Annotated in this window: 23 protein-coding genes; 14 read left to right on the forward strand and 9 right to left on the reverse strand. The window is 41.4% G+C overall.

Annotated elements, in window-relative coordinates:
- Window positions 1-45 precede the first annotated feature (45 nt).
- The gene (locus tag DYY65_RS01565) at window positions 46-687 is read left to right on the forward strand and encodes a DJ-1/PfpI family protein (RefSeq protein WP_162476241.1); all 642 of its coding nucleotides are present in this window, start codon (window positions 46-48) and stop codon (window positions 685-687) included.
- A gap of 129 nt (window positions 688-816) precedes the next feature.
- Here DYY65_RS01565 and DYY65_RS01570 read toward each other — a convergent pair whose 3' ends face one another.
- The 3 genes from DYY65_RS01570 to DYY65_RS01580 form a co-directional block, all read right to left on the reverse strand.
- Complete coding sequence (locus DYY65_RS01570) at window positions 817-1251, reverse strand: VOC family protein (protein WP_162476242.1); 435 nt, start codon at window positions 1249-1251, stop codon at window positions 817-819.
- A 363-nt stretch (window positions 1252-1614) separates the two neighbouring features.
- On the reverse strand, window positions 1615-1938 hold the full coding sequence (locus DYY65_RS01575) for a hypothetical protein (protein WP_162476243.1): 324 nt from the start codon (window positions 1936-1938) through the stop codon (window positions 1615-1617).
- Window positions 1939-2219: 281 nt separating this feature from the next.
- The gene (locus DYY65_RS01580; RefSeq protein WP_162476244.1) at window positions 2220-2642 is read right to left on the reverse strand and encodes a hypothetical protein; all 423 of its coding nucleotides are present in this window, start codon (window positions 2640-2642) and stop codon (window positions 2220-2222) included.
- A 196-nt stretch (window positions 2643-2838) separates the two neighbouring features.
- On the opposite strand from DYY65_RS01580, the gene DYY65_RS01585 reads away from it, so the two are divergent.
- From DYY65_RS01585 to DYY65_RS01595, 3 genes are all read left to right on the forward strand, one after another.
- The gene (locus DYY65_RS01585) at window positions 2839-3642 is read left to right on the forward strand and encodes a matrixin family metalloprotease (protein WP_162476245.1); all 804 of its coding nucleotides are present in this window, start codon (window positions 2839-2841) and stop codon (window positions 3640-3642) included.
- Between the two features lie 353 nt (window positions 3643-3995).
- A complete protein-coding gene (gene moaA, locus DYY65_RS01590; protein WP_162476246.1) occupies window positions 3996-4994 on the forward strand; it encodes a GTP 3',8-cyclase MoaA in 999 nt (332 codons plus the stop codon).
- A 14-nt stretch (window positions 4995-5008) separates the two neighbouring features.
- Window positions 5009-5470 (forward strand): CBS domain-containing protein, encoded by a 462-nt coding sequence (locus tag DYY65_RS01595; RefSeq protein ID WP_162476247.1) that lies wholly within the window; start codon window positions 5009-5011, stop codon window positions 5468-5470.
- 555 nt (window positions 5471-6025) lie between these two features.
- Here the strand turns inward: DYY65_RS01595 and DYY65_RS01600 are convergent.
- Window positions 6026-6733 carry a hypothetical protein gene (locus DYY65_RS01600; RefSeq protein ID WP_162476248.1) on the reverse strand — a complete coding sequence of 236 codons (708 nt, stop codon included), beginning with the start codon at window positions 6731-6733 and terminating at the stop codon, window positions 6026-6028.
- A 110-nt stretch (window positions 6734-6843) separates the two neighbouring features.
- On the opposite strand from DYY65_RS01600, the gene DYY65_RS01605 reads away from it, so the two are divergent.
- Both DYY65_RS01605 and metK read left to right on the forward strand, forming a co-directional pair.
- Window positions 6844-7101: an LSM domain-containing protein gene (locus DYY65_RS01605; RefSeq protein ID WP_162476249.1), complete on the forward strand. Its 258-nt coding sequence runs from the start codon at window positions 6844-6846 to the stop codon at window positions 7099-7101.
- Window positions 7102-7135: 34 nt separating this feature from the next.
- Complete coding sequence (gene metK / locus DYY65_RS01610; RefSeq protein WP_162476250.1) at window positions 7136-8278, forward strand: methionine adenosyltransferase; 1143 nt, start codon at window positions 7136-7138, stop codon at window positions 8276-8278.
- A 23-nt stretch (window positions 8279-8301) separates the two neighbouring features.
- Here metK and DYY65_RS01615 read toward each other — a convergent pair whose 3' ends face one another.
- A complete protein-coding gene (locus tag DYY65_RS01615; protein ID WP_162476251.1) occupies window positions 8302-9216 on the reverse strand; it encodes a serine/threonine-protein kinase RIO2 in 915 nt (304 codons plus the stop codon).
- Window positions 9217-9518: 302 nt separating this feature from the next.
- Between DYY65_RS01615 and DYY65_RS01620 the strand changes: the two genes are divergently transcribed.
- The 5 genes from DYY65_RS01620 (at window position 9519) to DYY65_RS01640 (ending at window position 14361) form a co-directional block, all read left to right on the forward strand.
- Window positions 9519-10703 carry a cobalt-precorrin-5B (C(1))-methyltransferase gene (locus tag DYY65_RS01620; RefSeq protein WP_201449256.1) on the forward strand — a complete coding sequence of 395 codons (1185 nt, stop codon included), beginning with the start codon at window positions 9519-9521 and terminating at the stop codon, window positions 10701-10703.
- Window positions 10704-10837: 134 nt separating this feature from the next.
- The gene (locus DYY65_RS01625) at window positions 10838-11908 is read left to right on the forward strand and encodes a cobalt-precorrin 5A hydrolase (protein ID WP_236561598.1); all 1071 of its coding nucleotides are present in this window, start codon (window positions 10838-10840) and stop codon (window positions 11906-11908) included.
- Between the two features lie 642 nt (window positions 11909-12550).
- On the forward strand, window positions 12551-13222 hold the full coding sequence (locus tag DYY65_RS01630; RefSeq protein WP_236561599.1) for a precorrin-8X methylmutase: 672 nt from the start codon (window positions 12551-12553) through the stop codon (window positions 13220-13222).
- Between the two features lie 57 nt (window positions 13223-13279).
- Window positions 13280-13759 (forward strand): CBS domain-containing protein, encoded by a 480-nt coding sequence (locus DYY65_RS01635; protein ID WP_162476252.1) that lies wholly within the window; start codon window positions 13280-13282, stop codon window positions 13757-13759.
- Window positions 13760-13920: 161 nt separating this feature from the next.
- A complete protein-coding gene (locus DYY65_RS01640; protein ID WP_162476253.1) occupies window positions 13921-14361 on the forward strand; it encodes an SRPBCC domain-containing protein in 441 nt (146 codons plus the stop codon).
- 54 nt (window positions 14362-14415) lie between these two features.
- Here DYY65_RS01640 and DYY65_RS01645 read toward each other — a convergent pair whose 3' ends face one another.
- Genes DYY65_RS01645 through uvrB form a run of 4 tightly spaced genes read right to left on the reverse strand, consistent with a single transcriptional unit; the run spans window position 14416 to window position 22426 of the window.
- Window positions 14416-15819, reverse strand: coding sequence for a cobyrinate a,c-diamide synthase (locus DYY65_RS01645; RefSeq protein WP_162476254.1), 1404 nt, complete (start codon window positions 15817-15819; stop codon window positions 14416-14418).
- A gap of 47 nt (window positions 15820-15866) precedes the next feature.
- On the reverse strand, window positions 15867-17549 hold the full coding sequence (uvrC, locus tag DYY65_RS01650) for an excinuclease ABC subunit UvrC (protein ID WP_370519265.1): 1683 nt from the start codon (window positions 17547-17549) through the stop codon (window positions 15867-15869).
- Window positions 17534-20425: an excinuclease ABC subunit UvrA gene (uvrA, locus tag DYY65_RS01655; protein WP_162476256.1), complete on the reverse strand. Its 2892-nt coding sequence runs from the start codon at window positions 20423-20425 to the stop codon at window positions 17534-17536. The genes uvrC and uvrA overlap by 16 nt, the downstream gene beginning before the upstream one ends.
- Before the next feature lie 15 nt (window positions 20426-20440).
- Window positions 20441-22426: an excinuclease ABC subunit UvrB gene (gene uvrB, locus DYY65_RS01660; RefSeq protein WP_370519263.1), complete on the reverse strand. Its 1986-nt coding sequence runs from the start codon at window positions 22424-22426 to the stop codon at window positions 20441-20443.
- Between the two features lie 107 nt (window positions 22427-22533).
- Between uvrB and DYY65_RS01665 the strand changes: the two genes are divergently transcribed.
- The 3 genes from DYY65_RS01665 to DYY65_RS01675 form a co-directional block, all read left to right on the forward strand.
- The gene (locus DYY65_RS01665) at window positions 22534-23256 is read left to right on the forward strand and encodes an HD domain-containing protein (RefSeq protein WP_162476257.1); all 723 of its coding nucleotides are present in this window, start codon (window positions 22534-22536) and stop codon (window positions 23254-23256) included.
- 170 nt (window positions 23257-23426) lie between these two features.
- On the forward strand, window positions 23427-24320 hold the full coding sequence (locus DYY65_RS01670; protein WP_162476258.1) for an electron transfer flavoprotein subunit beta/FixA family protein: 894 nt from the start codon (window positions 23427-23429) through the stop codon (window positions 24318-24320).
- Window positions 24317-25021, forward strand: a 705-nt coding sequence (locus DYY65_RS01675) for an electron transfer flavoprotein subunit alpha/FixB family protein (RefSeq protein ID WP_370519264.1), incomplete at its 3' end; no start/stop codon positions are given. The genes DYY65_RS01670 and DYY65_RS01675, both read left to right, overlap by 4 nt.

A 25021-nucleotide genomic window follows, 5' to 3' on the forward strand; every position in this document is an offset into this window, starting at 1 on the left:
GTCCTGCAATAACAATAAATTGTCAACAAAATTAAATCGTATCTGTTGGCTCAGAAGAGAGCATTCTTAACTGTAGGTCTACTGATATTTGATCAAGTGGAGGTTCTGGATGTAGCAGGACCTTTCGAGGTATTTTCAGTGACTCGTTTACATGAAAGGTCTAGGCAAGAGGAACCATCGCCATTTAGAGTATTGCTTGTGTCACAGAAAAAAAAAGAGCCGGTAGTTGCAGTTGGCGGGCTGCGCTTGATGCCAGATGTCTCTACCCAAGAATGTCCTGACTTGAACCTACTTATTGTTCCCGGAGGGTTCGGTACACGCAGGGAAATTAAAAATAAAAAATTAATCGAATGGATTGCTGAACGTGCATCTAAAACAGGCTTAACCGCATCGGTGTGCACTGGGTCCAGTCTCCTTGGAAAAGCTGGATTACTGGATGGACGTGAAGCAACTACCCACTGGCTTGCATTCGATTTTCTAAGGAAGTGTGCTCCTAAGGCCAAAATACAACCGAACGTCAGATATACACTGCAACAACCAATATTTACATCTGCAGGAGTGTCATCAGGGATCGATCTTGCATTAAGGATTGTAAGCCATTATTTTGGAGATGACGTTGGCTTAGCGACGGCTCGATATATGGAATATCCTTTCCCATTCGACAACAGGCGTGCAAAGACTGCCTAATAATACCATTTGATCGTATAGTGGCCTAGATGATCGCAGTCCGACAGAACTTTAGCAATAACTATAGCATATCCTTAAAGATTGATCTTTAGACGCCTCATCATTCCAAGTGCTTTTCATATTGCGGCGTCATGTCGCACTTTGGTCGGTTTGGATTATTCCAAAAGTTATCCCTTCTGGATCTTGGCAGATAGCCAAGTATCCAACACCTGCTATGGGGATTTTAGGGCTTAAGACTTTGCCTCCTCCTCTCTGGATTTTTTCTGAAAAATCGTCAATAGACGGAACGTCAATAGTATTAGTCATCTTGCTGCCTTGGCTTCCTCCATGTTGATCTCTTTTCGGAGCAAGTCCCCCGTTGATTCCAGGTAGGCTATCACCTCCTGTTTTTACTAACCAGTAATCTTGAGGCCCATTCCATTTGCTAAATTCCCAGCCAAAGACGTCCTTATAAAACTTTATTTCTCGTTCGGGTTCGCTTGCAACAATTTCAAAATGAATTATCCTTGGCACGTTGGTACAGGTAGTACAGCAATAATTTAAGTGTGCTGTCCAAGATTGCAAATCTATAGCTAAGCTTCCTGAACAATATGTTACAGTCGTAATGAGTTAGCTCGTTAGTGTACCAACCTGAAATTTGAGAATATTAATTTCACAGCTTCAGTTGAGCTGAGCTGGGGAAATATATAATTTGAAGTTGCTTATAAGCGCTAATTGAATAACCCTGAGAGCACGAAGTACTAGCACAAGTCATTCGATACATAATGTAATGCGCTCAATATCTATTGGCTTCCTTACAGTGCTTTTGTAAAACAGAAGGTCAAATCTGGTGAGCCATGTGGCTTAGTCACAAGGCCGTATAAGCTGAATGTTTTTAGCTGCAATTATTGTGTCTTTGCGGTAATTCAAAGGATGCTGTAATTGGATTTATATCTCAGGACTTTGTGACCTTTTTACTTCAATAGTAACTTTGTCTCCGACTTTAATTGACATATCCTCGTATTCTCTCATGCTAATTTTGAAAGTGCGAGACTCTGTAATAGAACCACCTGCTCCTCCGATGGCTTTAGAAATGTTTGCCATCGCCTTCGGTAAGTTTTTCATAAGATCCTCAGGTGATGTGAATGCCATCATGTTTGACCCAAAAGGGCTTTGTGGTTTATCGCTCCCGGCAATAAAATCGGCAGGGTCGGTGAAGGTGACGTATACGTATGGACTGCCGTCCTGGGATGCCTCTATTCTTGATATCACATATTCTCTCTTCAATGAAATCCGAAATTAATACGCTTTACAGCTTTATAATTTTTCCACATAAATTGTCTCCGGATTGAGTCACCAACATGTACTTAAAAACACATGTTCAAGTGAGGTTTTGCTCTTAAACATGTATTCTTTGGTTGCAAGGTCCAATTTCACACAAGGAACCTTCATTTCTAATGTGTTGTCAAAGCAGGCAACAAGAGCCTCCCCACTTGTCGTTACCATCACTATTTTTGCCAGAAGTCCAACTTTCTGGCAATCTTTAATAGGGCTTAATTATGTTTAATCTCAGGTAGCCTTGATCTCCTTTCTTTCCAGATTACTATCGCCAACAATCCGATAAATGCGAATTCAAAGAGTTCTGTCACAACGCTCATAGAATTTATTGATAATGCCCTTCCATGTGTAAGAGGATTCGGTGCTCTTGTGATTCCCCAGAGGATGATCAGTATTATTGTTCCTCCTATTCCTATGTAATACCATGTTCTGCCCCAGCGTTTGACCACAGGCACAGCCCAAAATAACTGAATTAGGCCAGATATTAGAAAAAATATGCCAACCTCACTGATCCCTCTTCCCAATCCGTTTGAGAACAGGATCAAGTGCAATATGCCGGCTATCGCCGTCGTAGCACCGGCTGCGTAATAGTAATAACCACTGGGTCTAGACCCGATTTGCTTATTTTTCTGCTTCATGCTAATACGCTATTTCCGTTACTACTGATTATTCTAAAGTATTTAGCAATTATATATATTTGATATGCTCTGAAAGGTCCTTTTTTCGCCGGTTAGAGCTAGTATATCCGTCCTATTTTCATGTGATAATAATAGTGGTACTATAGGCCTGGGATTCGAACAGCAGCTATAGATGTTCTTGTGATCATCCTCAGGATTGTCAATCACAAATAAGGTATATAAGAATGGCATTATAATTAGTATCATAAGATTGTTAGCATCATGTAGTGCGAAGCTAACTCTATGTTGCTTTCTGGCCGGATTGATTATTTTTACTCTAGGCTCCATGACTCTCCACTCACAGCCAGTTTACGGCTCGTCAGGACACCACAAGCATTCTAGTAGAGGTGAGCCACAGAAAAATGCTCAATTCTCACCTTCTATCGCAATCTGTTGTGGATGGGATGACAAAATTGCTAGTGGTCAACTAACATACAGTATAACTGGCGGTAGTCCTTCTTCGCGCCAGGCAGTTACAGAAGCCATGACTGAATGGCAGTCAAGAATTGATGGATTACAGTTAAAGCAAATTTCTAACGTCCGCAATTCTGATATAAGGATAACCTTCCTGACGGAAGGTGGTCAGACTAGTAATCATTCAGATGGTATTGGCTCGATAGTTGGCAGAGGGCACTTTTTCAGTGAAATTTTAGGAGAAACACGACTGACCCCAAAGGATGGTTTGATAGACAAAGCTCAAATAACTTTGGCAAGAATGGGATTTGGTTCACCAATTGACGCTTCTGAAACAATGCAAATTGCCCTGCACGAGATAGGCCATGCTTTGGGATTAGGGCACGCAAATTTTGCTGGAGACATAATGGCTCCTGCAATCAACTATCAGTCAGACTCAATCTCAAAATGCGATATAAATGCAGTGCTAACGGCAAATGATTGGAAGGTTGGGGGTTCAAGCATGTCAGCACAACCTCCGGCTACAAATCGTATCCGGTGCAGCTAACCTTTTATTATATTAATACGGAATTTATGGTCTAAGATCCTTCCGCTCAAAACGTGTCGATGGCCACTTGCATTAACTTAATAAATTAGGATATTTCACTTACATAGCGTCGGGCACCCTGAATATATATAGCCTTTAGTACATTATCTTAATCTGCATTTAATTAGCTTGTACTCAATATTTGTTAGCCGATCGAATATTACCCAACTTGAGGGTCGAGAGTGGGCAGTTACTGATCGTCGGCCCTTACTCCCTTTCAAGGAGTTTCATTTATTCTTTGCCACACATATCAACAATCAAGGAAGAAGAAAGAAATTTGATTCGCACTTCTATACTTCAGGAAGATCGATTTTATGACCTCTAATCTAGTTGACAGCTTCGGTAGAGTCAGCAGGAAGCTGAGGATATCTGTCACGGATCGATGCAATATGCGGTGTTTATATTGCATGCCCCAGAACTTTACCGATTGGTTAGAACAAGAGAACATTTTGACATATGATGAGATCCATAGACTTGCTAGTATATTTAGCAAACTTGGGATCGAAAGAATTCGAATCACCGGGGGTGAGCCGCTTGTAAGGCCCAGAGTCGAACGTTTAATTAGCATGTTATCGAGTATCAGCAAAATTAGGACTATTAGTATGACTACAAATGGTCTTTTGCTAGGAGAAAAAGCTTCGATATTAAAACAGGCTGGGCTCTCCAGCGTGAATATTAGTTTAGATACCTTCAAAGAACAGAAGTTTGAAAGTATGGGGGGCAGACGAGGAAAAGATAAGGTCTTAAAAGCGATCATAGAGGCAGATGCCGTCGGTTTGAAAGTGAAGGTCAACACTGTTCTGGTGAAAGGATGGAATGATGATGAAGCTGCCGACTTTGCCAAGTTCGCTAGGGATACAGGTATAGTTGTAAGGTTCATAGAATTCATGCCACTTGATGGATCTGGAATCTGGAGATCTGATTTGGTAGTGAGTAAGACTGAGACCCTTAACCGAATTAGTCACGAAGTGGGGGCACTCATACCGGTCAGTACAGACGACGCTTCAGAGCCAGCTACCCTGTATTCTTTTATTGATGGTATTGGGAAGGTCGGATTTATTTCCTCTATGACCAAGCCATTCTGTTCCAACTGCGACAGGGTCAGGCTTAGCTCTGATGGCAAAATTTTGACGTGTCTTTATGAAGAACCCGGTTATGACGTAAAAAATATGCTGAGAGACGGCCAGTCAGACGAAGATATCGCGAAATTTATTCAAAAGTGCATGAAGAAAAAGCCCGAGGGCATAATTAAACTTATTAAAACAAACTCTCTTAGACCAACATTGAATTATATGCATAAAATAGGCGGCTAGAGCGTTTTGTATGCATGCGGAAGAAAAATATACTACTCGGACAATATTTGGTTCAGGCCGGCATGATTGTAGCTTCCGATTTAATGACCACGAACGTAGTAGCCGCCAGGGAAAGCACTTCTGGTACTGAAATAAGTACGAGGCTGCTAATTGGTGAATTCAACGGTGTGCCTGTTATTGACGACAGCATTCGGGTAGTAGGGATTGTTACTGCTGCAGACATCTTGCGGGCAGTACGACAAGGCAAAAACCTTGACAGTCTTCCTGCCACCGACCTCATGACCAAGGAGCCTATTGTGGTAAATCGTGATACCTCTATCGATGATATAATTGACATTATGCTTCAGAAGGTCATAGTCTTGATACCTGTAGTAGACCAGGATAAAAAGCTCATCGGTGTAGTTGCAAGGCTCGACATTTTGAGAGAAAAACTTAATGAAAAATTTGTGACGATAGGCATTAAAAAGGGGAGTTGAAACGAGATTAATCTGTCCTTTTTGAACAATTTTCGCGAGTGACTAGTCTGACGTAGAATGAGCCCGGTTTTACTGGAACCCTGTGGGAGAAGATTCGTCAAATATCATTAACGCCATAAGCAGGGCCTTGCATCTTAGGAATAAATATTTCCAAGCCCACGTTAAAAAGATCTAGATACATCCAAAATTTGGACAGCAGAATTTCATCGAAGAATATATCTCATAGATAGGGCCAGTCCCCCTACCACAGTGCTAAAACAAATGCTTCACACGGGTACGGAGGGTCACTATCTTTTTAGCGGTTATCTATCGGTTATAGTGTAATAGAAACTGCTTATTTATAACACTTTCCATTATTAATTATAATCTATAGCATAGAATCATATAGTATCTATAAGAAAGGGTTTTAAAAAGTGAAATATGTTATTGATCAAGTATTCGTTAAAATATGATTAGGCGTGGGATGTTGTGTTGTACTATCCATCATATCGTTAGATACATCTGGTAATTAAGACAGGTAAATTCGCCCACTCTTCAATCTGGTTTGCTTCTAGCTCATAAAGACACATCTGATATTCCGCTTTTAGTAATGGTATAGTATGCATGTTTGTCACAACGCGGCTGTTTTATGACTGCCTTGAACAATTGTTTGTTCGGTTGAACAATGCTTAGCATTAATTTCATGTGTGTATAAATGGACAATGAAGTACCCATAAGCTCTCTGGTGCTATCTTCTAGACTACGAATAAGAGTGGGCGCGCCAGAATCACTCAAACGGCTACGAATCATGTTTGTAATGATTACCGGACATCCAAGGTTAATTGCTACAAGCGATAATTTGTGCAAATGATTCATTAAAGTTAGATGTCTAGCAATTCCATGGTGATTGACCGTAAATAGCGATGCTATCCCATCTACGATTAGGAGTTTAGGGCGAATCTCCACAATTTTTTCGATGGAGCGTATCTGATCCATGTAGGATAGTGTCCTTATAACCAATATTTTATCTAGAATTTCATGTCCGTTGTCATATGCAATTTCTGTGATCCTTTCAGGTCTAAACGTCCCGCTTGTATCCACGAATACTATCGCGATACCCTTCACTCTTTTAAACAACTTTGCATTTCTTCCACAAATGGTGAAGCATAGTTGAGTCTTCCCTGACCCGCCTTCACCGTAAACGTCCGAGATCATTCCAGCATGCAATCCTCCACCTAGGAGCATGTCGATCGCTTTGCAACCGGTGGGCAAAAGTTGTGACAAACATAATCATTAGTAACATCTGAACTAAACAGATTTCGCTTGTTTCACAAAACGGAGGAACCTTTTTATTCTAGCCCCGCGGCTTTGAAATCCCAAGTGATAAGTTGAATTTGTCATCATCTTCGTCCTCTTCTCAACAACCAAAAAGGCCTTTGTCTACTTTGCAGCGTGCGGTTAATCGAAAGGTCGCAGTAAGGTTGAAGAGTGAAATTGAATATCGAGGCAGAATGAGCAATGTTGATTCTTATATGAATCTAATTTTATTGAATGCTGAAGAGTTTGACGGTTCTGACGTGTTGGCAAATTATGGCAAGGTAGTAATCAGAGGAAATAACGTTCTGTTTATTAAGCTTGAAAAAGAATTCTGAACACCGCTGCTAAAAGATCTGATTTTGGATAGCTATGGTGCGCAGATCTATCTTCACCTCCGAGAGTGTAACGGAGGGGCATCCTGATAAGATATGTGATCAGATATCTGATTCACTCCTAGATGAATTTATTAGGTATGACTCTGACTCAAGGGTTGCCGTCGAGGCTATGACCACCACTGGTATAGTATTCGTTGCTGGTGAAGTCACCTCTGGCTCAAAATTTGATCCACAACGAATTATTCGTAGAACGATAAAGGAAATCGGATACGATCAACCTCATTACGGATTCGATTCCGAGTCATGTTCAGTGTTAGTGTCAATTCACGAGCAGAGTCCTGACATATCAATGGGTATAGCTGCAAACGGTGAGAAAGAGCAAGGTGCGGGAGACCAAGGATTGATGTTTGGATATGCTTCGAATGAGACTCCTGAACTCATGCCTCTTCCGATTTCTATTGCACATAAATTAACAATGAAACTCTCAAGCGTAAGAAAGAAAAAAGAACTCGATTGGGTATGGCCTGATGGCAAATCACAAGTTTCGGTGGTTTATGAAGACAATAAGCCCGTAAGAATAGACACTGTGGTTATATCCACACAACACTCACCCGATATTCACTTATCGCAATTGAGAGAGCAAATAATTCGAGAGGTTGTTAAGCCCGTATGCGGGGATTGGGTTGATCAAAGTACAAAGTTCCTTGTTAATCCCACTGGCAGATTCGTAGTCGGCGGGCCACCGGGGGATACAGGACTAACCGGGCGAAAGGTTATCGCTGATACCTACGGAGGAATGGGAAGACATGGTGGAGGCGCCTTTTCTGGCAAAGATCCTTCCAAGGTGGACAGGTCAGCCTGTTACTTGGCAAGATATGTTGCCAAAAATGTTGTTTCAGCAAACTTGGCGCAAAGGTGTGAGGTTCAAATCGCTTATGCCATCGGAGTAGCGTCACCGGTGTCAGTTATGGTTGATACATTCAGGACTGGAAGCATCTCTGAAGATCAAATAGAAGCAAGGGTGAAGAAATCGTTCGACATGAGGCCTGCTGCGATTATTGATAATCTTGACCTCAAAAAGCCTATCTATAAGAAAACTGCTGCTTACGGTCACTTTGGTCGTAATGAACCAGGATTCACATGGGAAATAACAGATAAGGTTAATTTGCTCACCTAAGGTTTCGTTTGTAGGACAAGCTGTTACGAGTTAAGCACGAGTTCCATTCCGTCAGCGACAGTTTGAGCTAGATGGAATTTGCGATTGAAATAATTTACGATATTGACCACATCTCTAGTAATAAGTAATTTGGCATTTGGATGGTTTGTGCTTACGGCTTGAGGCCAATCGATAATATGAGGTTCGCCAGACTGGCCGATAAGAATATTGTACTCGCTAAGGTCGGAATGAATTATGTTATTTTTGTATGCCATCCTGACATTCCTCATTATTTCGTTGAATAAGACAGGTGGATCATTAACATTTAACAAGTTTGCTAGTGGAATACCATTTATTCGCTTCATTACCACACAATGCATCGCCCTGTATAGTGGCTTGGGAACGGAAACACCTGATTTCATTAACCTTTGTAGTATCTCGACTTCTTTTTTTGCTCCGTTCATGCTCACCAGGAGCCAATGATGCGAATTATCTTCCTGTCTGAAGGAGAAAGACCTTTTCTTAGTTGTACCCCTGAAACTTATTCTTCCAATTCTATAGAATTTAACGGCTAGCTTCATTTCATCTTTCATTGCTTCGTAAACGTCTGACTCTTTACCCAAACCAATAGGCTTGCCAATGCCGCCTACTACATTTTTATCCGCGAGCAGCTTTAGCACCATCGTGTCTAACCCAGCCCTAAGTATTGCAAAGTCATGGTCATGCTTGCTCACTAGGTTAGAGTTCCTCAACGCCCTTAGTCTAAAGTCGACGATATCTTCATGCAATTTTGAATAATTCACTATTTGTTGCTTTGTGAGTGACTGCCGATGGGTAAGCGCAGATGCTAAAGTTTTAAGAATCATATAGTCTTCCGGACCAAGTTTCTTAACGAAATCAGCTATTATTCTGATCGAAGACAGGTCTGGATTTTTAGGAACAGTGCCAATATGAATCAAACGCGATACCTATCCGTCAAAGGAACACCGGTGTCATTTTGACGCACCCTCCATAAATCAAGACCGCCAGACTGTCGGTCTGACAATTTATGTCTAATATTGACCGACTTTAACACTACTGGATTATAAAAGAGCTCATTCTTATTCGACAGATTGATGGAGATTGGATCAAATTGTTCACGATGAATTCGAACAATATGCTGATGGAGATAGGTTACAAGAGTGCATTTACATTAGTACTAGTGACTTCATTTCGGTTCACTTTGAGGTGCTCATGATTAGAAGGAGGAACTGGTAGCTGAATGAATGATTCACAGGAAGTATCTGACCAATCTGAAGATCTTCAGCTCGCTGAACAAGAGCAAAGACTACCCGAAAATATTCTACAGAGGATGCGAAGGGGGGCCTTAAAGACCGGCTTCACCACTGGAACTTGTGCGGCTGCTGCAACCAAGGCTGCTCTTCTGACGCTTGTATGTGAAGCTAATGCCAGCCAAGTTGTCGTGTCACTTCCGAAAGGAAATCAAATTAGCATTAATATTTCGTGGATAAAGAAATCTGACGCAAATATGGCCACCGCGGCAGTCATCAAAAACGCAGGAGATGATCCTGATGTCACACATGGTGCTGAAATACATTCTACCGTCACGCTAACTCAAAATGCAGGAATCATCTCAATTGATGGAGGAAAAGGAGTAGGGAGAATAACTAAGCCCGGTATAGGAATTGGAATTGGGATGCCAGCCATCAATCCGGTTCCTTTAAAAATGATCCAAGTTGCAGCAAAGGAAGTCGCATCAGGATGGCTACAACATGGTGGAATCGAGATTGTCATATCCGTGCCCTTAGGTGAAGAGATTGCCGTCAAGACTGATAATCCTCGTTTAGGCATCCTCGGTGGCATTTCTATTTTGGGCACAACCGGAATAGTGTTACCTTACTCAACTGCCTCTTTTGCAGCCGCCATACGTCAAGCTTTGGACGTCGCCAAGGCGATGGGTAATACATGGGTGATTCTGACAACAGGGGGTAGAAGCGAAGACTATGCGAAGGAATTATTTGGCGACACACTTCCAGAGCATTGTTTTATCCAAATGGGAGATTTCGCAGGTTACTCTATTAAGAACTGTGTTTTAAAACAAATTCGCAAAGTAACGATTGCTGGATTTGTAGGAAAGCTGACAAAAATGGCAATGGGAATCAAGCAAACTCATGTTCGGGGCTCTCATGTAGACATGGAGTTCATGGCAAAAATTGCCATGAATTGTTTTCCAGGCATACAGAGTTCACTCGTAGAAGAGATACAAAAAGCCAATACGGCTCGACATGTCTCTGAGATAGTAAAGGTCCATCAAATACCTGGGTTTTTTGAATTGATTTGCAAGAAGGTCCACGAGCAAATGCAAGAGCATTCGAAAGGTGCTTTACTAATAGAGGTAATTATGTTTGACTTTGATGGGAAAATATGTGGTAGATTCGCGGGTTAGACTTCCAGTCTGTTTTAGATTGAAAGAGCAACCGTTTCATTATGAAAGCTTGTGGTTATATTTGGTCCTAGGACTTAAATTCGGATTTAAGAAACACTTTTTATTTTCTAGTTTCTGACTTTAAGGGTATCTAATTGACTGAAAAAAGAGCTATAGTCGCCATTACAAAGCGCGGGATTGAAATTGCTGGCAGGATTAAGGACAAAATGCCTGAAATAGAAACGTACGCCCCTATAAAATTTGAGAATTCCTCTTCACCTATAACAAATTGGTTCAAAGAACCAATATCTCAATTAGTATCAGCTCTTTTCAATAGATGTGACGCTCTCGTTTTCATTTTTTCTCTGGGTGCTGCAATTAGGTTGATCGCTCCGTTAGTTAAAGATAAGAAAACAGATCCTGCAGTCGTTGTAATTGATGATGGTGCTAATTTCGCAATTAGCACTCTTTCGGGACACTTAGGGGGCGCCAATTCGCTTGCCCGTCTAATATCAACCTTCTTTGACAACTGTAGACCTGTCATCACCACAGCAGCTGATGTGAACGAAACGATTGCTGTTGATCTGCTGGGGCAGGAATTTTCGTGGACAATTGAAAATTTTGAGAATGTAACAAAAGTGAGTGCTATGATGGTCAATGAAGAAAGAATTGGTGTTTACCAGGATGCAGGAGAAAAGAACTGGTGGCAAAAAAAACCCCTGCCCTCCAATGTAGTAATTGTCGGCTCTCTTGAGGATTTGAAGACGTCAAGATTCAGAGGGGCGATAGTTATCTCAGATAGATTAATCCATGACCCGCTGATATTAGAAAGATCAGTTATCTTCAGGCCAAAAAGCCTAGTTGTGGGACTTGGAGTTCACGCAGATACAAAAATCGAAACCATTGAAAATGGAGTTAGGAGTACACTTGTGAATTATGGGTTGAGCTATAAGTCTATCAAAAATATAGCATCAATTAATCGTGGTGCAGTGGTGCAGGGATTGAAGCAGTTCTCGGAACAGAACAAACTTCCTCTAGAGGTATATGATAGGCATACACTTGACAGTATACCTGTCCCCAATCCATCAAAAACTGTAAAGAAGTTTGAAGGGACATCAAGTGTATCAGAAGCCTCATCTATCATAAGCTCGAAGGGAGTACTGGTAGTGCCAAAACAGAAGTATCCGCCTGACCTTACTGTCGCGATCGCCAGAGTTGAATTCTGAGTATATGAATGGCCTTATCATTACTCAATCAGTAGCTGAGACCACGAAGTGCGAAATGAATTGCAACCTATCTGTTCTGAATTCACAATTCCAGGCAGATGTACTCTTACGCAGATTATTGCCTTCTGCAAGTTGCGCTACCATATATGTATGAGGGAATTAACAAATGTCTAGATAATGAAATAGATAACATAACTTGCATCCGATGTTGAAGGCAAAGAAATAAAACAACGCACAGAAATCAAAAGGGATCATAAACTGAATTTAGCCGTAACCAAGACACTTTGGTATCATCAGCTGTCGTAGATATTTTGCTCATCAGACTTGGCAGCTCGGACAAAAATTCTAGAGATGCACGTTTATGACGTCAAGTCGATAAGACCAATTTACCAATCTTTAGGATCTGCTTCTTGAATTGGGCACGAGGGATATAGACGAAGAAATACCTTGAATGCTAATAGCTACAGCCAAAGGCCGCATCCTAATGTCTTGCTCTCCTTATAAAAGAGCTCATGAAAAATCTGATGTTGCCGAAGCTCCTAAAGTATACATATGAAAGGGAATATGACAGAATGTACTGGAGCCGATATAAATTAATAAAACTTGTAATCGGAAGTGTTGAGGAGGAAAAGAAAAAACTAGATGGCTCCATTTGATCGTTCGTCTGATTTGCTGTCCGCAAGAGGAATGTCGGAAAAAGCTCTAGACATTGAAAACGAGAGTTTCAAGATAATAGATGAGGAAATCGGTGAGCATACTTATAATCCGACTGAATGGTCGATAGTTCGAAGGGTTATTCATTCAACTGCTGATTTTGACTTCGCCAGGGCAGCAAAGATTGTTTTTCAAAATGAAGCTCTCTCTTCAGGTTTCAATGCTATCAGACAAAGGTGCACCATCGTATGTGATGTGGATATGGTGCTCTCTGCGTTGAATAAGAAATCATTAACTCGTCTAGGGCTTGATGCTGTTTGTCATATATCCGATGAGAATTTAGTCGAGATGTCCCGCACCTCAAACAAGACCCGATCGCAACTGGCTATGAGAATTTCTTCTAACGAAATGAATGGCGGTATAGTTTTGATTGGTAACGCTCCCACTGCCTTGTTTGAGACAATCAAAATGATAAATGAAGGGACAACCAAACCAGCTCTGGTCGTAGGCGTTCCCGTAGGCTTTGTATCTGCATCAGAATCCAAACACGCGCTTTCACAGACTGCCATTCCAAGTATCACCAATAACGGCAGGAAGGGGGGAAGCCCTGCTGCATCCTCGATAATGAATGCATTAATGCTGCTAGCTCAAAAATTTTAAGTGAGAAGGCCAAGAAAGGTTTTCTTTTTATATATCAACAGTTAGTAGTACAGATCTTTGAATAATTCTGATTCGACTAAACTTACGACCGTTAGGGAAATTTTAAAGACGAAACTTGAAACACTCACAAGCTCCAGCAGTGCTCAACAGGCAGCGAAAAAGCTGAGAAACAGCAGTTCAGGTTCACTATTAATTGTGGATACTTCAGGCAAATCGATTGGCATACTTACAGAACGTGATTTGGTTAGAAAAGTATGTGCTTTTCATAAGCAAAGTAGCCAAACCATTGTTACAGATATAATGTCTTCACCTATCATCACGGTGAATGCAAACTCATCCCTGCGAGAGGCGGCAGATGAAATGATTCAGCACAAAGTCAGACATCTTCTCGTACTAGACGACGGAAGAGAACAGGGGATAATTAGCGCAAATGACTTTGCGAATTATTTAAAACAAAACGTAGATATGGATGAAGTCAACGCGTCAATTTTAGAGAGCTTGTTGAATATTAAAGAAGGAGAAAGAAATTCTGAATAACATAGCTCTATCTACGGTCACCGTAAATTAGACGAACGCATTTAGATTTTTTAATTTTTGATGTTTCAACAGAAAGATGGCTTCTCATGAAAAATCGAGGGTTATTTGAAAGAAAATTTAACTATAAGTGGGTTTGAATAGAATCAGAAAAAGATCGCCATTTGAAGGAAATAAGAACGGAGGTGGATATCGACTCTTCGCCCGAAAAGGTGTGGCGGGTGCTGACAGATTTCGGTCATTATCGCGATTGGAATCCATTTATCCGCGATATAACCGGAAAACTCAACGAAGGGTCAAGGCTTGAGATACAAATATCTACTTCCACTAAAAAAACCAGAAAGTACAGACCAGTATTGACCAAAATCGAGCCTAACCATGAGATGCGTTGGCTCGGGAAGGCCTTTCTGCCAGGGCTGTTCGACGGAGAGCACATACTAACTTTGCAAAGGCTTGAAAATAATCAAGTGAGACTTGTCCATCGTGAGATATTCAGAGGCATCGGAGTAAGTCTTGCCGGTAGTCGTCTAGACTTCGAAATACGGAGAAAATTCGAAGAAATGAATAGTGCATTGAAAAAAAAAATTGAACATGAGAAGCAATAGTATGCTGGAGCACTCCATGCCTATGTTGCCAGGACAAAGATAGTAAATTAGAATCTATTTGCGAAATTTTCTGAATGCTTTGGCAAGTCTCTGTGATAATCTGGTGTCTGAAAAATGCAAGTGCATATAAGAAGCAAGACAATCGTACACCCTGAATCCATCTCTTTGTCCGTCAACTCCATTCCCTCTTAACATTTTATATGCAAATTTTGCGTCGCATTGGACGTTTTCTATTTTTGAATAATGGAATTCGTGTCCTCTCAAATTCAACATTTTCTTGAACGGAGGCGATTCACACTCGGCCATAGTATATCCCAGAGTTAGACGTCCAGTCATAATTGTATCAACATCGATTAGCCCGACCATCCTACTTTTTGGATATCCTCGGTTTATTTTCTCCCTGCCCTCCTCCACAATTGACCTACTAAGATACATTAACCCCCCGCATTCGGCATAAACCGGAGTTCCTGTTTGAGCTGCCTCTAATACTGATGATTTCATGCTTTGATTTTTGCTCAGTTGATTTGCGAGGATCTCAGGGAAGCCGCCGCCCAAAATAATCCCGGAGATATCGGGAGGAAGACATACGTCCTGGATTGGGCTGAAGAATATTAGGTTTATTCCCTCTTTCCTTAGAGCATCTAGATTATCTGCGTAATAAAAATTAAAAGACTGATCAAGTGCAACTGCTACATTTGGGCCGTCCTTTTTTCGCAGAACTGCTGGGGGACCTAGTTCTGAATGTCTGGGTTTATGCATAAGATCCATAATCTTCTCAAGATCGATTTGTTCTGCAATGTACCTGGCTGCCAAGAGAATTTCGTTCTTTTTGCTTTTGTCAAGTTCAACGGCCGGGGTCAATCCTAATTTCCTTTCGGGCATAGTGATTTCGCTGTTCCTTCTTATCATCCCTATAATTGGCACATTTACTTTATCAGCAAACGCCTGTCGTAGAATTGCCTCATGCTTTGAACTGCCAACTTTATTTAGTATAATCCCGTGGATTTTTAGCGTTTTGCTGAATTTTATAAATCCCATGGCAATAGCTGCAAGAGATCTTGCTGCTTTAGCCGCATCTATCACCAATATGACTTTGGCATCTAAAATCTTTGCTATATGAGCCGTACTTCCATAATCGTGTCTTCCAGATATTCCGTCGAAGTATCCCATTACTCCTTCTACTACTGCTACGTCTGCATCATGACAACTCTCGTAAAAGCAATTTAGTACACCCCTTTTCCGCATCATCCATATGTCCAAATTTCGGGATTGTCTGCCGGTGACAAAAGTATGGTAACTAGGATCAATGAAATCTGGACCAACCTTGAACGGCTGAACTTTGTAACTCTTCTTCTTCAGTGAGTGCATGACCGCCATAGCGACTGAACTTTTGCCGACCCCGCTTGTAGCGCCAGCGACGACTATTGTCGGTATAGCTATGTGATTAGATGACATCATTAATGGAAATATGCCCAACCTTATGGTACAATGAAAAATGCGACTTCCTAGTCAGAGTCACCGAGTTTTCTTAAATGACGATTGTAAGCCAAGCCAAAACGATGGGCTTCATCCCTTAGGTTCTGGATCAATTTCAGAGCCTGGGTTCTACGAGGAATCTGAATAGGAGATATCAGATTTGGCGAATAGATTGATTCATTTTCTTTAGCTATAGAAATGCAGGGGATGTGAAGACCGGCCTTTTTCAAAGCGCTTACGGCAGAACTAAGCTGTCCCTTCCCGCCATCTACTACTATTAGATCTGGCAATGTACATTCAGTCACCTGAGGGTTGTTTACCTTTAAAAATGAATACCTCCTACTTACAATTTCGTGCATCATTGCAAAGTCATTTTGACTGAATGTTAACTTGATTTTGAATCTTCGATAGCATTCCTTTTGTGGTTTTCCGTTAACAAAACGAGTACAAGCCCCAACAGCGTACTTCGTTCCTAAATTTGACACATCAAAGCAATCGATTACGGATGGAATGGCAGACAAATGAAGCAATTCTTTTAGTTCAACAACTTCCGGAGGAAAACCGTTCTCGGCGTGTCTCCACAAGTTACGCAGTATTAAATCCATTAATTCTCCCTTCTCCTTTGTTTTGTCTGAGACCAAAATAATTTTGACATCATGATCTGTAAATCGCTTGATTGATTCGGTCAATGCGATACTCGATTCCGGTACCTCGTTTACATAAATAAGCTGTGGAATTTCTGGAGAAGACGAATAGTATTGACACAAAAAGCTTGCCAGTGAATTATCCCCAAGCAGCTCGAACTCAAATTTTTTCATGTCACTTATTACGCCGTTTCTTCTACGGAGTGTCATAACGTGGGCCACTCCTTCATGAACCAGCTTTATTATTCCCACATATTCTTCATTTGAATATCGCAACGCGGCTTTTTCCATCTTTTGCTTTACGCTTAGGTTTCTGAGCCTATGTAGCGTATCTCGTATTTGCTGGGCCCTTTCATAATCGCGGTTTTGAGAGGCTTGTTTCATTTCTACTTCCATTTCACCCATGAACTTGCTAATGTCGCTCTTGCCTTCCAGAATGTTCTGTAGAGATTTAATGTTCTTCATGTAGTCTTGCATGGTAGTATTGTTGATACAAGGAGCATCGCAGTTTCTTAGAAAATATTCAAGGCAAGGCTTTTTTGGCAATTTATTACAGATTCTAATCTTGAATATTTTCCGTAGTAAGCCTATCGTTAGAAACTTTGAACTTCCATAGACAAAAGGACCGTACACTTTTCCCTTTGGTCCGTATAAATCTCCATTCGCATTTCGCCGAGCAACCAGTAGCCTAGGAAAAGGCTCATTGGTAACTTTGAGATATGTGTAGCGTTGTTGATCCTTGAGTTCTATGTTGAAAATAGGTCGGTATTTTTTAATGAGATTTGACTCTAATAAAAATGCCTCTACTTCATTATCGGTGAGAACATAATCTAGATCGCGAATCCTGCTGATGAGTTTTGATGTTTTCCATCTGCTGCTATCATAGCCCATGGATGCAGCGTCGCCAGATGGCTGTTTGAAGTAGGAAGAAACCCGCTTACGCAAATTCTTTGCCTTTCCGATATAAATTATTCTGTCATCTCCATCCTTCATCATGTAGACGCCTGGTGAATTGGGCAGGCGTTTAATTTGTGAGCCTATCTCTTCCTGAACTACTGAGTTGAAGATCTAGCACCTTTCCTAAAAATCAACTGATCTATTGATAGCTTTGACCTAAGGTATTGACCAGTATAACTGCTTTCACAACCAGCAATGTCTTCTGGAGATCCGACACATACTACCTCACCCCCGTTTTCGCCCCCCTCTGGCCCTAGATCAATAATCCAATCAGAAGAGGCAACGACATCTAAATTATGCTCAATGACGATCACGGTGTTGCCTAAACTAACTAATGAGTCCAATACATCTAGTAGTTTGCTAACATCGGCAAAATGGAGCCCAGTAGTAGGTTCGTCAAGTATGTACAAGGTTCTACCTGTGTCTCTTTTAGAAAGCTCCGCAGAGAGCTTAATGCGCTGAGCCTCACCACCAGATAGAGTGGTTGCTGGTTGCCCTATTCTGATATAGCCTAGTCCGACCCTTTCTAACGTTTGAAGCTTCTTTCGAACTGTCGGAATATTTTGAAAGAATATGAGGGCTTCTTCTACCGTCATATCAAGCACTTCAGAAATATTCTTGCCTTTGTACCTAACTTTTAAAGTCTCAGAGTTGTACCGTTTACCTTTACATTCATCGCAGACAACGTATACGTCCGGCAAAAATTGCATTTCTATCCTCCTGACTCCTGCCCCTTCGCAAGATTCACAGCGGCCTTCGGAAACATTGAAAGAAAAGCGACCAGGACGATAACCATTTTCCTTCGCGAGTGGAGTCCGTGAAAATATTTCTCTAATTGGTGTGAAGGCATTTATGTACGTAGCAGCATTAGATCTTGGAGTCCGGCCTATAGGAGATTGATCTATACCAATTACGTTGTCAATTTGTTCTAATCCAGTCAATTTGTTGAACTTGCCTGGCCTCTCTTTAGAATTGTGGAAATGCATAGCAAGGTATCTATACAAGATGTCATTTACGAGTGTAGATTTGCCTGATCCAGATACACCTGTGACTGTTATCAAGCATCCTATCGGAAACTTTACGATAATCGATTTCAGATTGTTTTCTCTTGCTCCATAAACCGTCAACCACTTGTTAGGCGTCCTTCTTATTCGTCTCGAGGATGTGCGTTTATCACCTCTAAGATAAGCAGCCGTTGTTGATTCATTGGACTCGAGAATATTTTCTAATGGGCCAGTTGCAACAACCATCCCTCCATGCACGCCTGCTCCCGGACCAATATCGACGACCCAATCAGAACTACGTATGACTTCCTCGTCGTGTTCAACAATTATTAACGTATTGTCGAGATCACGCAGTCGCTTGAGAGTACTTATCAGTCTTGTGTTATCCCTCTGATGTAGACCGATTGTAGGCTCATCTAGAACATAAAGGACACCTGTAAGGTTAGAGCCTATTTGAGTAGCCAGTCTGATTCTTTGTGATTCCCCGCCGGAAAGGGAGGCTGACATTCGATTTAATGTAAGATATGTCAGACCAACGTTGATAAGAAATTCAAGCCTTGATTTAATCTCTCCTAGAATTACTTTAGCTACATGCATATTTGTCGCAGAAAGAATTAACTTCTCAAAAAAGTTGTAAGTTTCCTGAACCGAAAGATCACATATTTCCATAATTGATTTATTATTGATTTTAACTGCAAGGACTTCATCTTTGAGTCGCTTTCCGTGGCATTTTTCGCAGTCCCTCTCACGCATGAATTGCATTAGATCGTCACGTTTAGAATCTGAGTCAGTCTCTTTGTATATTCGATCTAAGCTGGGGATAACGCCCTCAAACTGGCCGCGATATTCCCATTTGGAATAGGAATATTTAGACTCATGTTTGTATTGGATCACTTTGTCAGTTCCATATAATATTATCCTCAATTGTTCGTCTGTCATATCAGAAATGCGGGTGTTCAGGTCAAAGTTAAAGTGCTTACCTACGTCTCTTAGTATAGCCGTGCGGAATGTTCCGAAGCGTCCCATCCAAGGCTTTATGGCTCCTTCCAATATGCTCTTAGTCTTATCTGGTACGACAAGATCCGGATCGAACTCTATCTTCATTCCCAATCCATTGCATTCGCTACACGCTCCGAAAGGTGAGTTAAATGAGAAATTACGAGGTTCCAGTTCACCAATGCTTATGCCGCATTTGACGCAGGCATTACGTTGAGTATACAATCTATCAATATTATTAAAGGAAGCAGTTGCGATTCCGTTGCCTAGCTTTAAGGCAGTTTGAAGTGATTCAAATATTCTGCTTTTTTCATCAGCTGATACTTTCAGTCTATCGACTACAACTTCGATGGTGTGTTTTTTCTGTTTGTCTAGCCGGGGAATATTGTGCCTTTCTCTATCACTTGTTACTTCTGTATCACTGTCCAGGTTTACTATTTGTCCATCGATCCTTACCCTAGAGTATCCTTTTTGTCTTATTTCCTCAAATAGCTTTTCGTAAGATCCTTTCTTTGCTCGTACCACTGGTGAAATAATCAGAATCTGTTTCTCATCTAAGGTCCTAAGAAGCGAATCAGTTATGGCCTCGGTAGATTGGCTTGTTATTGCTTGATTACATCTTGGACAGTGAGGGGTGCCAACTCGAGAGAAAAGGAGTCTGAGGTAATCATATATCTCAGTCACAGTTCCCACCGTAGAGCGTGGATTTTTGCTGGTCGTTTTCTGCTGTATGGAGATAGCTGGTGACAATCCGTCAATTGAGTCAACATCGGGTTTATCCATCAGCTCTAGAAATTGTCTAGCGTAAGCAGAAAGAGATTCCACATACCTCCTCTGGCCTTCAGCGTATATAGTGTCAAAAGCAAGGGTTGACTTTCCCGAGCCTGATAGTCCCGTTATTACAACCAAGCTGTTTTTTGGAATCTCCAGATCGATATTTTTTAAATTGTGCTGCCTCGCACCGCGAATGACTATTCTGTTGTGCATTTCTCGTTTTCCATCCTATTCTAAATTCATCTCGCCCAACGTCTGCTTTATCCTATTCAACTTGTCTCTGTACTTTATCGCATTTTCAAAGTCCAAGTCTTCAGCATATTTTTTCATAGCTGTCTCAATTTCAATTGAAAGTTTTGTAAGTTCGGTCTTGGTCATAGACGCAGTATTTGATATTGCATAGTCTTTAGCTTCTACGATTTCGTCTACTGGTATCGGAATTGCCTTAACGATAGATTGTGGGACTATACCATGCTTTGAGTTAAATTCAATTTGTTTAGCACGTCTACGATCGGTCTCGCTTATTGCAGACTCCATAGACTTAGTTATCGTATCAGCATACATAATGACTGTCCCGTCGATATTTCTGGCTGCTCTTCCAAACGTTTGGATGAGGCTTGTAGCGTTTCTCAAAAAGCCTTCTTTGTCAGCATCTAGAATCGCTACAAGGGAGACTTCAGGGATATCTAATCCCTCTCTTAACAAGTTAATCCCTACCAATACATCAAACTCTTGTAAACGGAGTCTTCTTAAAAGGTCAGTCCTTTGCAATCCGTCTATCTCAGAATGCATATAGCGAACTTTAATCTCCTTTCTTGCAAGAAATTCTGCCAAATCTTCAGCCATTCTCTTTGTCAATGTTGTGACTAACGTCCGTTGATTCCTGGCCACCCTGATGGTCACCTCCCTAATGAGATCACTGATCTGATCCTGAGTAGGTCTAACAATTATTTTGGGATCCACTAGGCCTGTTGGCCTGACAACCTGTTCTACTACCTGCCAGCTTTGTTGCGTCTCGGTTTCCGACGGAGTGGCAGACACGAACACGACATTTTTCATATATTTTTGGAATTCTTCATATTTTAAGGGCCGATTGTCAAATGCACTTGGGAGCCTGAACCCATGTTCTACTAGCGTCTTTTTTCTTGTGAAGTCGCCGGCATACATGCCTCGCAGCTGAGGAAGAGACACATGAGATTCGTCTATTACCAACAAAAAATCATCACCGAAGAAATCAAGCAGACAATATGGCGGCTGGCCGGGCGACCGGCCATCAAAATGGCGTGAATAATTTTCAATTCCAGAACAATAGCCTAGCTCGCGAATCATTTCAAGGTCATACGTTGTCCTCGAATTCAGCCTCTGTCTTTCTAGTTCGCCTGGCAACTTGGGAAGCCAGCTCTCCAATTCTTGTTCAATAGATTGGACTGCAGTTGATCTGGCGTCTTCACTTACGATATAATGTTTTGCAGGAAAGACTGTTACTGAAAACATGTCCCTTAATTTTCTCATTGTAAGGTGGTTATGAATGCTTATTGACTCGACCTGATCTCCGTCTAGTGAGATACGAACCACGTCATCAGAATATGCAGGAATGACATCCACTATATCACCTTTTACTCTAAAGGTGCCTGGCGTTAAGGACAAGTCATTTCGCTCATATCTGGAATCAATCAATCGGCGAACTAGAGCATTTCTCTTGATCTGCATCCCCACTGAAATCATCAAAGAGTTTTCGTTCCATTCTGACGGTGAGCCAAGGGAGTAAATACATGAAACAGTTGAAACAACAATGGTCGGCTCGCCAGACATCAGCATAGATGTGGCCTCTAACCTCATTTTTTCAATTTTTTCGTTCACCTCAGTATCCTTTTCGATGTAGGTGTCTGATTGCGGGATATAGCTTTCGGGCTGGTAATAGTCGTAAAAACTAACAAAGTAGCCAACGTTATTATTGGGAAAATATTCCTTAAATTCGGCGTAAAGTTGTGCTGCGAGTGTCTTGTTATGAGAAAGAACTAGTGTGTTCTTTTTCGATTTAGCAATCACATTGGCTATTGTGAATGTCTTGCCACTACCAGTAACTCCAAGCAAAGTTTGGAGACCAGGTCTTTGCGAAACCCCATAAGACAATTTATCAATTGCTTCTGGTTGATCTCCACGTGGGGGGTATGCCGTTTGCGTCAGCCTAAAGGAGTTATAGCTCTTGAGCACAGGAAAAGTTATTCGTCAAAACGAGCATATATTACTATAGATTTCAAGATGTATCCGGGTAAAAGCAATAGGAAGACTTTTTTTCTAGATTCTCGATATTATATTATATGAAAAAACCTGAATTTGCAATGAGCAAGCAAGAATTCTTGGTTTTTTTGGAAAGGGACGCTAACTTTCGTGTAGATGATTTCGTAGAGGGCGCAATGGAACTTGCCGAAGAAGTACATCATGGCGTAACTAGAGAGGATGCCAAATCGTCATTCTTAGACACACATATCTGGCCTGTGGCAGCAGATGTGGTGAGGCATTACAGGGCAGTCAATCGCACCTTGACCAGCGTGGAAATTGCATCAGCATTATTGCACGATATATTAGAAGATAACGATAGAATTCTTGATTATCATAAAACCAAAGACTATGGATTTGAGGCATACTTGAGTTACAGGTTCGGAAGCAGGGTAAAGGAAATAGCAACGCAACTGAAGATCCCGCCATTAGACAATTTCCCTGGTCCAGAAAAAGCTCAAAGGGAACTAAACAGATTCCAGAGTTATTGTGAAATGCTGTCTTCGTCTCAATATGATGTAAAAACAATCAAGCTGGCAGATAGGTTAAACAATATGACTTTTATTCTCGAAATAGCACAAATGAATAATAAGGCAATTTATGACAAGATAAAGAGATATCTTAGAGAGGCTGAAGACTTCTATATTGCATACACCATGCTTAAACCTAAACTTCCCGACTTTTATCCTCCAATCAGATCTGTTTACGAAAGACTAAGATCTAAGTATTTTGAGCAAACGCTTACGATGCCTCAGTCTGCTTAGACTTACCTGTGTGGCCGGTTAATTCAGAGAAAAATAGTCTAACAAGGTTATTCTTTCAGCAGCCCTTGGATTACTTCTTTAATTGTCTTAAAAAGGTCTCGAGTCACAGAATGCACCATCAATTTGTTGCGTAACCCATTTAAAGCTATGATATAGAAAGACCACAGTTAATGACTTCTGCCTTAAGGATAGCAGTTATAGTGAAACTAGAGCCTGATTTCTCTGAAGGTAATGTGAGTTATAACTCTGACGGTACATTGAATCGGGCCGAGACGAAAAGCATACTTGGGCCACACAGTGCTTTAGCATCTTCGGCTGCTTTTTTTGCTAAAGTAAAGTACGGAGCAGACATAACAATTGCAACTATGGGACCACCGATCGCCGATTCTGCATTGCGACAGGCCCAATTGATTTCTGATGCAGACTCTCTTCATCTGTACAGCGATAGGATATTTTCAGGAGCTGATACTCTAGCTACTGCCGAAGTATTGAAATTTGGAATAAAAAAAATGGAAGGCCAGGGAGAGATAGACATAGTGTTTTCTGGGCATAGAGCATCTGACGGCGAAACCGGTCAGACTGGTCCGCAAACAGCATGGAAGCTTGGTTATACTTTTTTGGGAAACGTAGTAAGCTATGATATTAATGTTGAAAAACGAAGTGTATCCGCAAGGCGTTTGATATCCTTGCAAGGGACGCCTGATATTGTTGAAGAGGTAGAAGCAAGCCTGCCTGTTTTTATCGCTGTCGATCCGTCTTACAAGTCAATTTTTAGCACAATTTCTCAAAGACTCGCATCGGCGAGATACCAAAATGAAGGTGAGCGTCGAGCACAAGTTTATAAAAACTATCTTAAGGTATTCAATGCTCAGGAGTTAGGTGTAGATCCTGGCATGGTTGGACTGCCGGGCTCACCTACGATAGTGTACAAGGTTGAAAAGATTCCCAAAGCAGGAGCTAGTAGGCGTGCCACAGTAGTTGACGGTTCTGACCCAGATCAATTACGTACCGTTGCTGGAAAGATGTTGGAAATCGCCAAAGGGGGCAACTCTCAACAGAGTTGACTGCTGTCAAGGTATCTGCCGGGGATGTGGTGGAGTCCAACCTCAGATCCGCCGAGGACGAATCAGGCTATCGACATTTGTATTTGGTAGCAGAACATGAAGAGGGTAGGCCTCTGCCAGTCACATTTGAGATGCTGGGTGAGGCCAGAAGAATAATGGACGGCTTTAACAGCAAGTACTCCTCCAGAGAGAAGGTTGTTGCTATCGCGGTAGGAGACGACATTAAGAAAATGTGCGAAGAACTGATCTTTTACGGTGCAGATGCTGTTATCTGTGTAGAAGACCCTAACTTACGATACCCAATCAACCTTTTGGATACTAAGGTAATAAGTCAAATCGCAACGAATCGCGACCACTCCTCAAAGATCTCACCAGAATATGGCCAGCAATTTAAAAAGCCACGATTCATGTTTTTTTCTGCGGACAACGTTGGCAGACATTTGTCAGCAACTGTTCTTGCAGAGCTCGGATCTGGCCTTGCTTCCGATATCAACAAGCTAGTAATCGGGGACCTTGAGATCAGGCACGAACACAAGACAAAAGGCCAGCTGTTGAAATACGAAAAGATCTTACAAATGTATAGACCTGACTTTTCCGGATTCCTCTGGACTACAATTTTATGTTTGGACAATCGCAACCCTACTATCAAGAGAGAATATCACCCTCAGGCATGTAGCATAATCCCAGGAGTATTCCAACCG

This window comes from Nitrososphaera sp. AFS (assembly GCF_009898475.1).
Lineage (GTDB): Archaea > Thermoproteota > Nitrososphaeria > Nitrososphaerales > Nitrososphaeraceae > Nitrosopolaris.